Consider the following 14,125-nt stretch of genomic DNA (forward strand, 5'->3'; position numbering starts at 1 on the left):
GACTCACTTCACTTGTCGGTTGCGGTGTACGAGGAGCTTACCCCGTTCGACCCGTCCTGACCGGCGGAGATCGATCCTGTCGCGACGTGCGTCACGCCGGCCCTCGTGCGCACGCCTCACGTCGTCGCGATCGGCGAACAACGACGAGGGCGGACGGGGCGGCAGGTCGTCCGTCACTCCAGGACTCAGTGTCTCGAGTTTCGCGGTGACCTCGGACAGCTGCCCGAGGAGCACCTTCCCCTTGCGCCAGTAGGAGAGGGCGAAGAGGACCAGCATCGCCAGAGCGCCCAGCGCGAGGCCGAGCCAGATCAGGATCCACGACCACCAGGTCACGACGGCTCCCCCTCGTTCGCGGCGAGCGCGGAGGCCGCCCAGTGCGCGACCGCGGTGCGCGCCTCGGGGGGTGCCACCACGGTGACGAGACCCGCCAACGACGCCACCAGGCGCGTCAGTCCCTCCAGATGGGCGACGCGGAGACGGACGAGGACACCGTGGTCCTCCTCCCCCGGCACGGGATCGGGGAACTCGGCGTCGGCCGCGTAGTCGCCCAGCAGCACGACGGCGCTGGGAGCGACGCGCAGGTCCACGACGAGATCGGAGGCGGAGGCCTCGAAGAGCCGTTCCGAGAGGGTCACCTCGTTGCGGCGCCGGACGATCGGCGTCCCCGTGTCGCGGAGGGAGCGCATCCTGTCGACCCGGAACGTCCTGACGCCCTCGCGGAGGTGGTCCCATCCGCGCAGGTACCAGTCCCGGTCGACCGATTCGAGCACGAAGGGGTCGACGAGCCGGGACTCGGTCTCGCCGCGGGCGCTGCGGTAGTCGAAAGCGACCTGCGTCGCCGAGCCCATCGCTGTCCGCAGGAGCGCCACAGCGCTGTCCGCGCCCGTGCCGCGCGAGACCGCCACCGCGCTCGGGGCCGAGGAGGCGCCGCGCGCGAGCTTCCCCATCAGCGAGGCGATCCGGTCGTTGCCCTGGTTCTCGGGCAGCGCTGCGAGGTACTGCATGCCGGCGATGAGGGCGGCGGCCTCCCGCGCCGAGAACCTCGGCGAGTCGTCGATCGCGACCTGGTGGGTGAGGACGACGTGGTCGTTCTCCTCGAAGTCGTCCCAGCCGATGTCGAAGAGGTCGTTCGCCTGGTACTGCGCGGTCTCGCCGGGGATGCCCGAGACGGCGATGAGGCGCACCGCGCGCCGCACCTCCTCCTCCGGGATCTCGAAGTGCGCGGCGACCTCGGCGACGGAGACGCGGCCCCGGTCGAGCAGGTAGGGAACGAGGGAGAGGAGGACGGCCAGGCGGTCGCGCGCCTGCAGGGAGCGGGGTCTAGCCATGAGAGTCCCCTCCATGGTCGTCGAGGGTGCGGCGGAGGCGGTCGAGGACGCGTCGGCGGAGCTCCTCCGGCTCGAGCACCCGCACCTCGGGACCGTGACCGGCGAGCTCGTCCGCGAGCACGTCCGGGTCGGTGTAGTGCAGGCGCAGCAGGCCCTGGCCCTCGCCCTCGGCCTCGGCACGCCCGCCGAGACGGAGGGCGGCGTCGGAGTCGGGGGCGACGCGCAGGAGCGCGCTGTTGCGCTGCAGGATCTCGTCGAGCTGGGCGAGAGCGGTCGCCGCGTGGTCCCCCGCCGCGGGAGGCGCGGTGCGGCCGGTGGACGCGACCGGCCCGACGATCCGCGACAGGAGGAAGGTCCGCGTGCCCTCGGCGCCCTCGTCCCAGCCGTGGAGGTGCCAGCGCCCCTGGTGGTTCACCAGGGCGCGGGGCTGCACGGTGCGCACGCGCGGCTCCTCGCCGCCGGGCTTCAGGTAGGGGAAGCGGACGACCTGGCCGCGGTCGAGCGCGGCGTTGAGCGGCTCGAACGAGGCCTCGCGGACCCGGATCGAGGGGCTGATGCCGATGACGGGGTCGACGGACTCGACCCCGATCGAGCGCAGCTTGATCAGCGCGCGCCGCGACTCCGCCGAGAGCGTCCCCTCGCGCCAGACCGCCCCGGCCAGGCGGAGCAGCGCGAGCTCCTCTGGATCGAAGGTCAGGTCGGCCGGGAGGTCGTAGCTGCGCTTCGCGATGCGGTACCGGACGGTCTGGGTGTTGCCCGGGTCGCCCGGGGCGTCGACCGTCTCGATCGGGATGCCCAGCTCGCGCAGGTCGTCCTTGTCGCGCTCGAACTGGCGCTCGAGCGAGGTCCGGTCGCCCCGGCCCACCCGCTGCCGGTAGCCCTGCACCGTGGAGAGGACGTCGGCCTTCGTCAGTCCGTTCTCGGCCGCGACGAGCGCGAGCACGAGGTTGAACAGACGCTCCTCGGCCGGGACGCGGCTCGAGGACGGGGCGTCGGAAGGCACGCCCTCCAGTCTAGGGCCGGGCCCGGTCAGACCTTTCCGAGGATGTCGGCGACGAAGATCAGCGTCGCGCCGCCGGGGATCCCGCCCTGCGGGGAGCCCTGGTCGCCGTAGCCCTGGTCCGGCGGGATGACCGCGATGACCTGGGATCCGACGGGCTGGCCGATGAGGGCGTCGGCGAATCCGGCGATGACTCCGCCCTGGGTGGTCGAGCCGTCGGCGGCCGTGAAGACGGCGGGAGCGCCCTTCTCCCAGCTGGAGTCGAACACCTTCCCGTCGCTCCACTGCCAGCCGGTGTAGGCCACGACGACCTGGTCGCCCTCGGCGACGACGTCGCCGTCGCCCTTCTTGAGCTGGGCGATGCGGAGGTCGGACGGCGCGTCGCCCGAGGGCTTCGCGAGCCCCGGGCGTCCGTCGTCGCCGAGCGTCACCGTCGGGAAGCCGTCGGGCGCGGGCTGGACGGCGCCGTTCGCGCGGGCCAGCGAGGCCTCGCGGACGTCCGCGACGAGCACGAGCGTGTCGTCCTCCGAGATGCCGAGCTGCGACGAGGACTGGCCGAAGCCGTCCTCGGGGGCGATCGCGATGGCGACGCGCGAGCCGACCTGCGTGCAGAGGAGGCCCTCGTTCAGGCCGACGAGCCCGGCTCCGCCGACGCCGAAGCGGGCGGTGCTCGACCCGTCGTAGGGCGAGGTCTCGAGGACCGTGCCGTCCGCTCCGTTGACCAGGGTGTAGTCGATGGTGACGAGCTGGCCCTTCTCGAGCGGTGCGCCCGAGCCCTCGATGAGGGTGCTGACCTGCGTGCCGTCCGCCTTCAGCGGTGTCGGGACGCTGACGTCCGGCTTCGCTCCGAAGTCGCCCGTGGCGCTGACCGCCGCCGAGGAGTCGCCGGAGGAGAACGGAGCGTCGCAGTCCGCCTGCGAGGAGGACGCGGTGCATCCGGTGAGAGCGGCGACGATGCCGATGCCGGCGATGAGCGCGGTGGTCCTGCGCACGGGTCCTCGATTCGAGAGAAGGGGAGCGGTGACGCCCGGGGTGGAGACGGCCCGGAGGCCGGGAACAGCTTAGAGGATGCCCTCGTCGTCGGGCTCCGCGGTCTCCTCGCCGAACCCGCGGGCCCGGGAGAGCTCGGCGCTGGTGGCGGACTCGCGGACCCGCTTGCGCAGGCTCTTGGGGCTCACGGCGCGCTCGCCGAGCGCGCCGGGGGTCCAGGCCTCCACGTCCTCGTCGCTGAAGTCCGTCTTCGACGGGCGGCGCTTGAGCTCGGGGAGCACGGTGTCCGGAGCGAGCCGACGCGCGGTGATGAGGAAGCCGGTGTGGCCGATCATCCGGTGGTCCGGCCGGACCGCGAGGCCCTCGACGTGCCAGCCGCGGACCATGGTCTCGTTCGACGACGGGTTCGTGAACAGGCCCGAGGCGCGGATCGCCTCCGCCGTCCGCGAGAGCTGCGTGACGGTGGCCACGTAGCAGAGGAGCACTCCCCCGGGCGTGAGAGCCTCGGCGGCGACGTCGAGGCACTCCCAGGGCGCGAGCATGTCGAGCACGACGCGGTCGGCCTCGCCGGACGGGACCGTGCCGGGCAGCGCCTCGACGAGGTCGCCGACGGTGACGCTCCAGTTGTCGGGCGTGTAGCCGAGGAAGGTCTCGATGTTCGCCCGTGCGACATCCGCGAACTCCTCGCGCCGCTCGAACGACGACAGCCGGCCGGTCGGACCGACCGCCCGCAGCAGCCAGAGCGAGAGCGCGCCGGAGCCGACACCGGCCTCGACCACGCGGGCGCCGGGGAAGACGTCGGCGAGGGCGAGGATCTGGGCCGCGTCCTTCGGGTACACGATCGCCGCGCCGCGGGGCATCGACATCACGAAGTCGGCGAGGAGGGGTCGCAGCGCGAGGTGCTCGACGCCGACGGTGTTGGTCACCACCGAGCCGTCGGGCAGCCCGATCACCGTGTCGTGCTCGATGCCGCCCCGGTGCGTGTGGAACACCTTGCCGGGAACGAGCGTGATGGTGTTCATCCGCCCCTTGGGTCCCGTCAGCTGGACGCGGTCCCCCGCGCGGAAGGGTCCGGAATGCTGCAGTGCCTCACCGGTCATCGGCGGGCCTCCGTCTCGGTCGTGGCCGGGCCGGAGCCGCGGTGCTCGGAGGACACCGTCGCGAGGTCCGCGACGGTGCGGCCCGCGAGGGTGGGCCAGAGGGCGTAGGGGGCGGCGGGGTCGAGCTCCAGCTGGTGCGGGACGCCGATCGCCGCGGCTCCGGAGGCGACGGCCGCGCCGAGGCCCGTGAGGGAGTCCTCGATCGCGACGCAGGCGGCGATGTCGACGCCGAGGGTGCTCGCGGCGAGGAGGTACGCCTCGGGGTGGGGCTTGCTGCGCTCGACCATGTCGCCGCTGACGACGGCGGCGAAGGCGGGGAACGGGATCCGGTCCACGACGGCCGCGGCCATCCGCGAGATCGACATCGTGACCAGCGCCTGCGGCACGCCCGCCTCGGACACCGCGTGCAGCAGCTCGAGCGCGCCCGGTCGCCACGGGATGCTCACGGCCAGCTGGTCGACGACCTCGTCGGTCATCCGGTCGATGATCACGTCGACGGAGAGGTCGACGCCCTTGCCCTGCAGGATGCGGGCGGCGGCGGGCAGGCCCGAGCCGACGAGTCCCATCGCGTCCTCGTGGGTCCACACTCCGCCGAAGGAGGAGACGAGCGCGTGCTCCGACGCCATCCAGTACGGCTCGGTGTCGACGAGCGTCCCGTCCATGTCCCAGAGGACGGCGGCGGGGGCGGACGCTCCTCCGAGCGGCTCGGAGGACAGCGGCCGGGCGGAGGTCTCGGGAGTCACGAGCGACCATGGTACCGGCAGGGCCGCGCCCTTCCCCGGCCGCGGGCCGAGAGCGAACAGCGCGGCCGATCCCGCCGGACGGGACGGGCAGGGCCGGGGGCGGTCCTATCCTGGACGGAGGGACAGGCGCGGTGTGCGCTCCCCGCACATCGAGCCGAACGCGGAGATCCTGCCTATGAACGTGATCACGGGGAACGTCCTGGTCGTGGCCTTCGAGGGCTGGAACGACGCCGGGGACGCCGCCAGCGGCGCGCTGCGGCTGGTCAAGGACGCCGGGGAGTACGTGCCCCTCTTCGCCGTCGACGCCGAGCAGTACTACGACTTCCAGTACACCCGCCCCATGCTCTCGATCGGCGAGGACGGCCGCCGCAGCCTCGCCTGGCCCGGCACCCAGATCTTCGGCCCGGCCGACACCTCGGTCGACGCCGAGAGCGCGCTGTACCTCATGATCGGCACCGAGCCCTCGCGCAGCTGGAAGAGCTTCGCCGCCGAGGTCGTCGACGCCATGCTCGCGATCGACATCTCCGCCGTCGTCTTCCTCGGCGCGATGCTCGCCGACGTCCCGCACACCCGGCCGATCTCCATCTTCGCCTCGAGCGAGAACGCGGAGCTGCGGAGCTCGTTCGAGCTCGAGCGCTCCAGCTACGAGGGGCCGGTCGGCATCCTCAGCGTGATCGGCGAGGCCGCGCAGAAGGTCGGCATCCCCGCCGTCTCGATCTGGGCCTCCGTCCCGCACTACGTGCACAACGCGCCCTCGCCCAAGGCGATGCTGGCGCTGCTCGAGAAGCTCGAGGAGGTCGTCGGCCTGGCGATCCCCCGCGGCGACCTCGTCGAGGAGGCGGAGGAGTGGGAGCGCGGCATCGACGCCCTCGCCGCCGAGGACGAGGAGATGGCGTCGTACATCGCCCAGCTCGAGCAGGCGCGCGACACCGTCGACTCGCCGGAGGCGAGCGGCGAGGCGATCGCCCAGGAGTTCGAGCGCTACCTGCGCCGCCGCGGCGACGGCCGCTCCGGCGAGGAGCCCTGGCGGCCGTAGCCTCGGCCGGCGCCCGCTCGTCCGAGACGGTCGTCGATCACTGGACTGTTCCCGACCGATGACCCTCCCGGCCGCCCTGACGGGACTCGAGCCGTTCGGGACTCGAGCCGTCCGGGACTCGAGGCTTACGGGACTTGAGCCTGACGGGGTTCAGGCCGGGCGCACCCCGAGCAGGGCGTCGACCGCGTCGCGCAGGAGCGACGGGTCGTCCACGCCCTCGGTCAGTGCGGCGTCGACGACGGCGAGGGCGGCCGGAGTGCCGAGGTCGTCGGCCAGCGCCTCGCGCAGCTGCGCCAGCACCTCGAGCGCCGAGCGCGGTCCGACGGCGGCGAGGGCCGACTCCCAGCGCGCCAGGCGCGCCTCGGCCGACGGCAGGTCCTCGGGCAGCCACTCCCAGTCGGAGCGGTAGTGGTGCGCGAGGAGCGCGAGGCGGATCGCCCGCGGGTCCGCGCCCTCGCTCCGCAGACGGGAGACCAGCACCAGGTTCCCGAGCGACTTGCTCATCTTCTCGCCCTGGTAGGCGACCATTCCGGCGTGCGCGTAGGCGCGGGCCAGAGGACGGCCGGACAGCGAAGCGGCGTGGCCGGCGCTGAACTCGTGGTGCGGGAAGACCAGGTCGCTGCCGCCGCCCTGCAGGGTGAACTCGGGTCCGAGCCGGTCGAGGGCGATCACCGAGCACTCGATGTGCCAGCCCGGACGGCCGCGGCCGACCTCGGCGTCCCAGGCGGGCTCGCCGGCGCGCTCGGCCCGCCAGAGCAGCGGATCGAGGGGGTCGCGCTTGCCGGCGCGCTCCGGGTCGCCCCCTCGCAGCGCCGAGAAGCGGGCCATCGACTCCGCGTCGAGCCGGCTCTCGCTGCCCAGGTGCCAGACGGCGCTCTCGGCCGCGGCGATGTCGTAGTAGAGGTCGCTCGCGCCCTCCTCCGCCGCGTCCGGAGCAGCGACGCGGTAGGCGACGCCGTCGCGCTCCAGGCGGGCGACCGCCTCCGCGATGGGATCCACGGTCTCGGTGACTCCGACGTAGTGCTGCGGAGGCAGGACGCGCAGGGCGGCCATGTCGCCGCGGAACAGCTCGACCTGCTCCTCGGCGAGGTCGCGCCAGTCGACGCCGGTGGCCGTCGCACGCTCGAGCAGCGGGTCGTCGACGTCGGTCACGTTCTGGGCGTACTCGACCGTGTAGCCCGCGTCGAGCCAGACGCGCTGGACCGTGTCGAAGGCGAGGTAGGTCGACGCGTGCCCGAGGTGGGTGGCGTCGTAGGGCGTGATGCCGCAGACGTAGAGGCTCGCGACTCCGCTGGGCGCGTCGAGCTCGACGGGGCCGGCGGTCGCGGTGTCGTGCAGGCGCGGTGCGCTCCCCCGGCCGGGCAGGGCGGGGACGTCGGCGGCGGTCCAGGCGCGCATCTAGGCGGCGATCAGGCCGGTGGCGAGCGCGACCATGAGGACGACGCCGAGGACGATGCGGTACACGACGAACGGGAGGAAGCTGCGGCGGGAGATGTAGCTCATGAAGAACGCGATCACGACGAAGCCGACCACGAACGCGACGATGGTCGCCACGAGGGTCTCGAGCCCGCCGACCTGGACCTGGTTCGGGAGCACGACCGGGTCGCTGATGCTCTTGTACAGCTGGTAGAGACCGCTGCCGAACACCGCGGGGATCGCGAGGAGGAAGGAGTAGCGCGCCGCCGCCTTGCGCTCGTAGCCGAGGAAGAGGCCGGCGGTGATGGTGCCTCCCGAGCGCGAGACGCCGGGGATCAGGGCGAGCGCCTGCGCGCCTCCGAAGATCAGGCCGTCGCGGACGCCCAGGTCGCGCAGGCGTCGCTTCTTCGCGCCGACCGCGTCGGCGATGCCGAGCAGGATGCCGAAGAGGATGAGGGTGGTGGCCACCACCCACAGGGAGCGGAGGGTCGTCTCGATCGCGTCCTGGAAGACGAGGCCGAGGACGATGATCGGGAGGCTGCCCAGGATGATGAGCCAGCCCATGCGGGCGTCCGGGTCCGAGCGCGGGATCCGGCCGACGAGGGAGCGCGCCCAGTGCGACACGATCCGCACGATGTCGCGCCAGAAGTAGATGATGACGGCGGTCTCGGTGCCCAGCTGCGTGATCGCGGTGAACGCGGCTCCGGTGTCACGGCCGCCGAGACCGGGCAGCAGCTCGCTGACGATCCGGAGGTGGGCGCTGGAGGAGATGGGGAGGAATTCGGTCAGACCCTGGACGAGTCCCAGGATCAGCGCGTCGAGCAGGCCCATGCGTCACTTTCGAGGAGGGCTGGGGCGTCGTCGGCCAGCAGTCGGTCGGGATCGGTCGGTGCTGACCCGGTCCGCGGCGCCGTCAGGAGCTCAGCAGGAGATCGGTCAGGACCTTCCTGCCAAACACTAGTGCGTCCAGTGGAACGCGCTCGTCGACCCCGTGGAACAGCGCCGGGAAGTCCAGGGTCGACGGCAGCTGGAGCGGCGCGAACCCGTATCCGGTGATGCCGAGCGTCGAGAGCGCCTTGTTGTCGGTGCCTCCGGAGAGCAGGTACGGGAGGACCTCGGCGCCCGGATCGAACCGGCGGATCGAGGCGGCCATGCTCTCGACGAGGGGGCCGGCGAAGGGCACCTCGAGTCCGATGTCGCGGTGCTGGACGAGGATGTCGACGTGCTCGCCCGCGAGGACCTTCAGCCGCTCGAGCACGGAATCCTCCTCGCCGGGGAGGACGCGCACGTCGATGGTGGCCTCCGCGGTGTCCGGGATGACGTTGGCCTTGTAGCCGGCCGACAGCATCGACGGATTGGCGGTGGTGCGCAGCGTCGCGGCGATGAAGCGCGAGGCGGTGCCGGTGGCGAGTGCCAGCTCCTCCGGAGTGCTGCGCTGAGGGTCGTGGCCGAGCAGGCGGGCGACCTCGTCGAGCAGCTCGCGCGTGGTGTCGGTGAGGCGGGTGGGCCACTCCTCGCTGCCGATGCGGGCGATCGCCTGCGCCAGCCGGGTGACGGCGTTCTCGGAGTTGATCTGCGAGCCGTGCCCCGCCGTGCCGTGCGCGCGGAGGGTCAGCCACATCAGCGCCTTCTCGCCCGTCTGCACGAGATAGGCGCGCTTGCCGGCCAGCTCGATCGAGTAGCCGCCGACCTCGCTGATCGCCTCGGTCGCTCCGGCGAACAGCTCGGGCCGCTCACGGGCCAGGAATCCCGATCCCCGCACGCCGCCCGCCTCCTCGTCGGCGAAGAAGGCGATGACGAGGTCGCGGGAGGGGCGCCTCCCCTCGCGGAGGATGTCGCCGAGCGAGGCGAGGATCATCGCGTCCATGTTCTTCATGTCGACCGCGCCGCGGCCCCAGAGCATGCCGTCCTTGATCTCGCCGCCGAACGGGTCGACGCTCCAGTTGTCGGCGATGGCGGGCACCACGTCGAGGTGCCCGTGGACGACGAGGGCGCCGCGCTCGCGGTCCTCCCCCGCGACCCGCGCCACGACGCTCGTGCGCCCCGGGTCGGAGTCGATCAGCTCCGGCTCGAGGCCGAGGTCGCGCAGCTTCGCCGCGACGTACTCCGCGGCCGGGCGCTCCGGCTCCGCCTTCCCGTCGCCGTAGTTGCTGGTGTCGAAGCGGATGAGATCGCGCGCGATGAGCGCCGTCTCGTCGAGGGTGCTGTCGGTCACGGGCGCGCTGTCGATGCTGTCGGACATGCGGGCAACGGTACCGGCGCGGGCTCGGCGACGCGCGGAGGCCGGTGGGCCGCGAGGTGGCGTGAGAGGTTCCGGAACCGTGCTAATGTCTTCTTCGGCCGCGGAAACGCAGGTCGAAGGAAACACTCGTCCGGGTGGCGGAAATGGCAGACGCGCTAGCTTGAGGTGCTAGTGCCCGTATAGGGCGTGGGGGTTCAAGTCCCCCCTCGGACACACTGATCGGAACCCCTCGTCTCTCTTCGGAGAGGCGGGGGGTTCCGTCGTTTCCGGCACCTCCCTCCTCGTATCGGTGGGAGGGATGCGGCGGGCGGAAAGAGCAGACGCCCCGCTCTTTCCCGAAGAGGCGGGGCGTCTCCTGCAGTAAACGGGCGCTCCTGCACCGCACGGGCGCTCCTGCACAGACCGTGCCTCGGCGTCAGACGCCTGCTGTCGCCGGCGACCAGCCGAGAGCCGGAGCGATCGATTCCACGACAGTGCGCAGGAGCCGCGCGTTGTACTCGACCCCGAGCTGGTTGGGAACGGTGAGCAGCAGCGTGTCCGCCTCCTGCACGGCGGCGTCCGCAGCGAGCTCGGCGGCGACGGCGTCCGGCTCGCCCGTGTAGCTGCGGCCGAATCGGGCGCGGACGCCCTCGAGGGTGGCGACCTGGTCCTGCTCGCCGCGGCCGCCGAAGTACAGCCGGTCGAGATCGGTCGTGATCGGAAGAACGCTGCGCGACACGGAGACGCGCGGGGTGCGCTCCCAGCCCGCCTCGCTCCACGCGGCGCGGTACTCGCGGATCTGGCGGGCCTGCAGCTCGTCGAAGGGCACGCCCTCCTCCTCCAGGAGCAGGGTCGACGACTGCAGGTTCATGCCCTGCTCGGCCGCCCAGCGCGCGGTCGCGAAGCTGCCGGCACCCCACCAGATCCGGTCCTCGAGGCCGGGCGAGCGCGGCTCGATCGAGAGCGGGAGCGACTGGCGCGTCATCGCAGGATCGGACTGCGCGACCGGCGCCCCGGCGAGCGCTTCCCGGAGGATCCGCACCTTCTGCCGGGCGAGGTCGGCGTCGGTCATCCCCTCCGGGGGGACGAAGCCGAACGCCTCGGACCCGCGCAGGGCCGTCTCGGGCGATCCCCGGCTGACCCCGAGCTCGAGCCGGCCGTCGGAGATCAGGTCGGTGGCGGCCGCCTCCTCCGCCATGTAGAGCGGGTTCTCGTAGCGCATGTCGATGACCCCGGTGCCGATCTCGATGCGGCGGGTGCGCGCGGCGATCGCCGCCAGCAGCGGGAACGGCGAGGCGAGCTGCGGCGCGAAGTGGTGCACGCGGACGTAGGCGCCGTCGATGCCGATCTCCTCCGCCGCCTCCGCGAGCTCGATCGTCTGGAGGAGGACGTCGCGAGCAGAGCGGGTCTGAGACCCGGGGACGGACTGGTAGTGGCCGAAGGAGAGGAAGCCGATGCGCGAGACCATGCCTGCCTCAGCGCCCGGGGGTCCCCCGCTATTCCCGGAGGGTGTGCACGGCGGTCGCCGAACCGCGACAGCGCTCCCGAGGAGTCCTCAATACACGTATGGTGGTCGCGTGCCCGCTGATCGGGGCGGAGAGGGGTCGTCGTGGAGCCGATGGTCGGTCGCCTCGGGGCGACTCTCGGGGTCGCCATGCAGACGATCAGCGGGTCGCAGGTGCAGGCAGGCGCTCTCCGTCCGCAGCGGAACCGGTCGTCCGGTCGCGTCTTCGCGTCAGTGCGCCTCGAAGTCGGCGGAGACCGAGGCGGTGACCTCGATGTCCTCCGGCTTGAGGGCCAACGGCTCCTCAGGAGAGGAGAACGCCTTGGCGCGGCTCATCATCGCCGAGCCGCCCTCGATGCGCGTGTGCGGCCGCAGTCCCGGCTCGAAGAGGGTCAGCACCCGCACCTCGGTCAGGCCGAGGGCCGCCGCATAGGCCTCGGCCCGCTCGCGCGCGTCGCGGACGGCAGCGGTGCGGACCTCGCGCTCGATGCCCGCACGTCGTGCCGCCGTCACGTCCCAGTCGACCCCCGAGATCTGGATCCCCGGCACCTCCGAGATCGAGCCGACCCAGCGCCCGAGAGCCGCGAAGTCCCGGTACTTCACCCGGACCCCGGCGGCCGCGACATGGAACAGCTGCGTGACGTCCGAGTCCTTGATGTACCGGCGGATCGAGGAGACCGAGATCTGATCGGAGGACCACCAGGTGGCGGCGCCGGACGCCTGCTCGGCGGCCGCCTCCTCACGGACCCGCGCGTGCAGGGCGGTGACCTCGGCGAGCGCCTGGGGCCGGGATCGCGACTCGCGCCGGATCTCGAGGCGGACGGTGCCCCGCTCGGCGGGGTGGAAGTGCTGGGCGAGACCGGCGACGGTGATGGTGACCATGGCCCCATCGTGCCGTACGCACCCCGTCAGCTCCGAGCGGCGAGCATCTCCCGGATGCGGTCGGCGAGGGCCCGCTCCGTCGTCAGGTTGCTGACCAGCTGGGCTCGATGGCCCCCGCAGGCGCCTGGGAGGGGAGCTCCGCTGCTCGGGTCGACCCGGCTCAGCAGTGCCCGCTCCCCCTGGGCGATCGAGGCCTCGAGCAGGGCGAGCCGCCGCTCGAGCCTCTCGGTCTCGAAGCTCTCGGGCGTGATGTCGGACTCGCGGAAGTGGCCGGCTGTGGAAGTGGGGACGCTCATCGATGATCCGTTCCGTCGGGGGCGCCCAGGAGCGGCGCCATCACCAGGAAGACACCGGAGAACGGCGATCATGACGCGAAGGCGCGAAATGCACTGAGACGTGGCGCGCCACCGGCGGTCAGGAGCGGAAGACGGCCAGGTTCTCGTTCTCCACGATGGCGAGGGTGCGGACGAGGCGGGTGTAGCGCTCGACGAGCTCGCCCTCCCCCGCGCCCTGTCCCAGCAGGGCCGAGATGCTCTCGGCAGGGAAGAGGGAGACGATCTCCATCGCGACGGCCCGCGCGTGCTCGGACGAGAGAGTGCGCGCGTACTCCAGAGCGCGGGTCAGCTGCGGCCTCTCCTCCCCCTCCGGACTCGCCGACGGTGCCGTCGTGGCGGCATGCCCGAGGACCGCCACGAAGACGCGAGCGATCTCGTCGACCCGGAGTGCGCGGACCAAGGTCAGCAGACGCGAGGAGACGCGGGAGACGCCGCGCGCGAGGAGCTCTCCGCTGAGGGCGCGCACCTCGATCACGTCGCCGCCGCCGAACTCGCCGGAGACGCGCTTGATGCCCGAGGCGAACAGGCTCGAGCCGGCTCCGATGCTCCGCTCGGCCTCGAGGTTGATCTCGACGCGGCCGCGGCCGGTGGCCACTCCGGAGATCCAGCGCTGCTCCACGGGCGGATGCGCGTGCACGGCGCGGACGAGGGTGCCCGGGCCCGGCCCTCCCAGGGCGCCCAGGATGACCTCGGGGGTGCGCGCCCCGGCGATCCTGGTCGAGACGCCGTTGTGCGCGGCGAGCTCGGCGGCCCGCAGCTTGGAGCGGATGCCCCCTCGGCCGGTACCGCCCTTCTGCACGCCGATGCGGCGCAGCTCCGAGATGCCCAGCTCCTCGAGGTGCACGCCCTCGGCGATGCTGCCGGCGAAGACGCCGGGGACGTCGGTGAGCAGCAGCAGCAGGTCCGCGCCGAGGAGCATCGCCAATCCGCCGGCGACGCCGTCGTTGTCCGAGCCGGCGGAGTCGATCGTGTCGTTGCCGTTGACCACGGGCACGACTCCGGCGTCGAGGGCGTGGCGGATCGCCTCGGCGACGTGTGCCATCTGCCGGGGAGAGGCGAGGTCGGACTCGCCGATGAGGATCTGCGCGACCAGGGCGCCCGAGAGCTCGGCCACCGAGCGGTAGAAGCCCATCAGGACGGTCTGGCCCACCGCTGCCGCCAGGCGGGCGCTGATCGGCTCCTCCTGCGAGCGGGCGAAGAGCGCCCGGCCCGAGGAGACGGCGCCGGAGGAGACCAGCACGACGTCCCAGCCCAGCGCGCGGGCGGCGAAGGCGCTCTCGAGCGCGCTGGCCAGGAGAACGGGATCCGGACCCGACTGCTTGGTGACCGAGCTGGACCCCATCTTGACCACGAGGGTCCTTCTGCGCGGCGCGGCCGGGGCGGTGGCGTCGGAGTCGGCGGGGTCGAGCAGGGCGTCGGACATGGCTCCCATGGTAGAGGCGCGGCAGGAGGCCCTCCCTCGCCGAGACCCGGTGGAGAACGCCCCCGGACGGGGATGTCGGAGGCGGATGCGAGACTGCCCGGGACGTCTGGAACCTCCTCCTCAGTGCGCTTCGCCGGGCGGTCGCGG

At 72.6% G+C, this 14,125-nt stretch carries 14 protein-coding genes and 1 tRNA gene; 2 read left to right on the plus strand and 13 right to left on the minus strand.

The genetic code is table 11. The annotated features are described in order from the left end of the window. Nucleotides 1–3: 3 nt before the first annotated feature. The 6 genes from C5D50_RS12500 to C5D50_RS12525 all read right to left on the minus strand — a co-directional run bounded on the left by C5D50_RS12500 (nucleotide 4) and on the right by C5D50_RS12525 (nucleotide 5,161). Complete coding sequence (locus C5D50_RS12500) at nucleotides 4–333, minus strand: hypothetical protein (RefSeq protein WP_104232604.1); 330 nt, start codon at nucleotides 331–333, stop codon at nucleotides 4–6. Next, a complete protein-coding gene (locus C5D50_RS12505) occupies nucleotides 330–1,328 on the minus strand; it encodes a YafY family protein (protein WP_104283651.1) in 999 nt (332 codons plus the stop codon). The genes C5D50_RS12500 and C5D50_RS12505 overlap by 4 nt, the downstream gene beginning before the upstream one ends. Continuing rightward, nucleotides 1,321–2,331, minus strand: a complete 1,011-nt coding sequence (locus tag C5D50_RS12510) for a YafY family protein (protein WP_104283652.1) — start codon at nucleotides 2,329–2,331, stop codon at nucleotides 1,321–1,323. The genes C5D50_RS12505 and C5D50_RS12510 overlap by 8 nt, the downstream gene beginning before the upstream one ends. A 26-nt stretch (nucleotides 2,332–2,357) precedes the next feature. After that, nucleotides 2,358–3,320, minus strand: coding sequence for an FKBP-type peptidyl-prolyl cis-trans isomerase (locus C5D50_RS12515; protein WP_104283653.1), 963 nt, complete (start codon nucleotides 3,318–3,320; stop codon nucleotides 2,358–2,360). Between the two features lie 69 nt (nucleotides 3,321–3,389). Beyond that, nucleotides 3,390–4,418 (minus strand): tRNA (adenine-N1)-methyltransferase, encoded by a 1,029-nt coding sequence (locus C5D50_RS12520; protein ID WP_104222012.1) that lies wholly within the window; start codon nucleotides 4,416–4,418, stop codon nucleotides 3,390–3,392. Continuing rightward, nucleotides 4,415–5,161 (minus strand): HAD family phosphatase, encoded by a 747-nt coding sequence (locus C5D50_RS12525; RefSeq protein WP_258069622.1) that lies wholly within the window; start codon nucleotides 5,159–5,161, stop codon nucleotides 4,415–4,417. The genes C5D50_RS12520 and C5D50_RS12525 overlap by 4 nt, the downstream gene beginning before the upstream one ends. A gap of 175 nt (nucleotides 5,162–5,336) precedes the next feature. Between C5D50_RS12525 and C5D50_RS12530 the strand changes: the two genes are divergently transcribed. Beyond that, on the plus strand, nucleotides 5,337–6,197 hold the full coding sequence (locus C5D50_RS12530) for a proteasome assembly chaperone family protein (RefSeq protein WP_104222142.1): 861 nt from the start codon (nucleotides 5,337–5,339) through the stop codon (nucleotides 6,195–6,197). Between the two features lie 150 nt (nucleotides 6,198–6,347). Here C5D50_RS12530 and mshC read toward each other — a convergent pair whose 3' ends face one another. The 3 genes from mshC to C5D50_RS12545 all read right to left on the minus strand — a co-directional run bounded on the left by mshC (nucleotide 6,348) and on the right by C5D50_RS12545 (nucleotide 9,855). Further along, complete coding sequence (gene mshC, locus C5D50_RS12535; protein WP_104222010.1) at nucleotides 6,348–7,595, minus strand: cysteine--1-D-myo-inosityl 2-amino-2-deoxy-alpha-D-glucopyranoside ligase; 1,248 nt, start codon at nucleotides 7,593–7,595, stop codon at nucleotides 6,348–6,350. Continuing rightward, nucleotides 7,596–8,444: an undecaprenyl-diphosphate phosphatase gene (locus C5D50_RS12540; RefSeq protein WP_104222008.1), complete on the minus strand. Its 849-nt coding sequence runs from the start codon at nucleotides 8,442–8,444 to the stop codon at nucleotides 7,596–7,598. It abuts the gene before it with no gap. A gap of 82 nt (nucleotides 8,445–8,526) precedes the next feature. After that, entirely contained in the window at nucleotides 8,527–9,855 is a 1,329-nt protein-coding gene (locus C5D50_RS12545) for a M20/M25/M40 family metallo-hydrolase (protein ID WP_181132764.1), read from the minus strand. Nucleotides 9,856–9,983: 128 nt separating this feature from the next. On the opposite strand from C5D50_RS12545, the gene C5D50_RS12550 reads away from it, so the two are divergent. Further along, nucleotides 9,984–10,068 (plus strand) — tRNA-Leu (locus tag C5D50_RS12550). A gap of 202 nt (nucleotides 10,069–10,270) precedes the next feature. Here the strand turns inward: C5D50_RS12550 and C5D50_RS12555 are convergent. The 4 genes from C5D50_RS12555 to proB all read right to left on the minus strand — a co-directional run bounded on the left by C5D50_RS12555 (nucleotide 10,271) and on the right by proB (nucleotide 13,978). Next, entirely contained in the window at nucleotides 10,271–11,302 is a 1,032-nt protein-coding gene (locus C5D50_RS12555) for an LLM class flavin-dependent oxidoreductase (protein WP_104283654.1), read from the minus strand. 267 nt (nucleotides 11,303–11,569) lie between these two features. Next, on the minus strand, nucleotides 11,570–12,220 hold the full coding sequence (locus tag C5D50_RS12560; protein WP_104225267.1) for an SIMPL domain-containing protein: 651 nt from the start codon (nucleotides 12,218–12,220) through the stop codon (nucleotides 11,570–11,572). A 26-nt stretch (nucleotides 12,221–12,246) separates the two neighbouring features. Beyond that, nucleotides 12,247–12,516, minus strand: a complete 270-nt coding sequence (locus C5D50_RS12565; protein WP_104250347.1) for a hypothetical protein — start codon at nucleotides 12,514–12,516, stop codon at nucleotides 12,247–12,249. A gap of 118 nt (nucleotides 12,517–12,634) precedes the next feature. Further along, nucleotides 12,635–13,978 carry a glutamate 5-kinase gene (gene proB, locus C5D50_RS12570; RefSeq protein ID WP_181065651.1) on the minus strand — a complete coding sequence of 448 codons (1,344 nt, stop codon included), beginning with the start codon at nucleotides 13,976–13,978 and terminating at the stop codon, nucleotides 12,635–12,637. Nucleotides 13,979–14,125 lie beyond the last annotated feature (147 nt).

This window comes from Rathayibacter sp. RFBD1, from assembly GCF_002932915.1.
In the GTDB taxonomy this organism is placed as follows: Bacteria; Actinomycetota; Actinomycetes; order Actinomycetales; family Microbacteriaceae; genus Rathayibacter.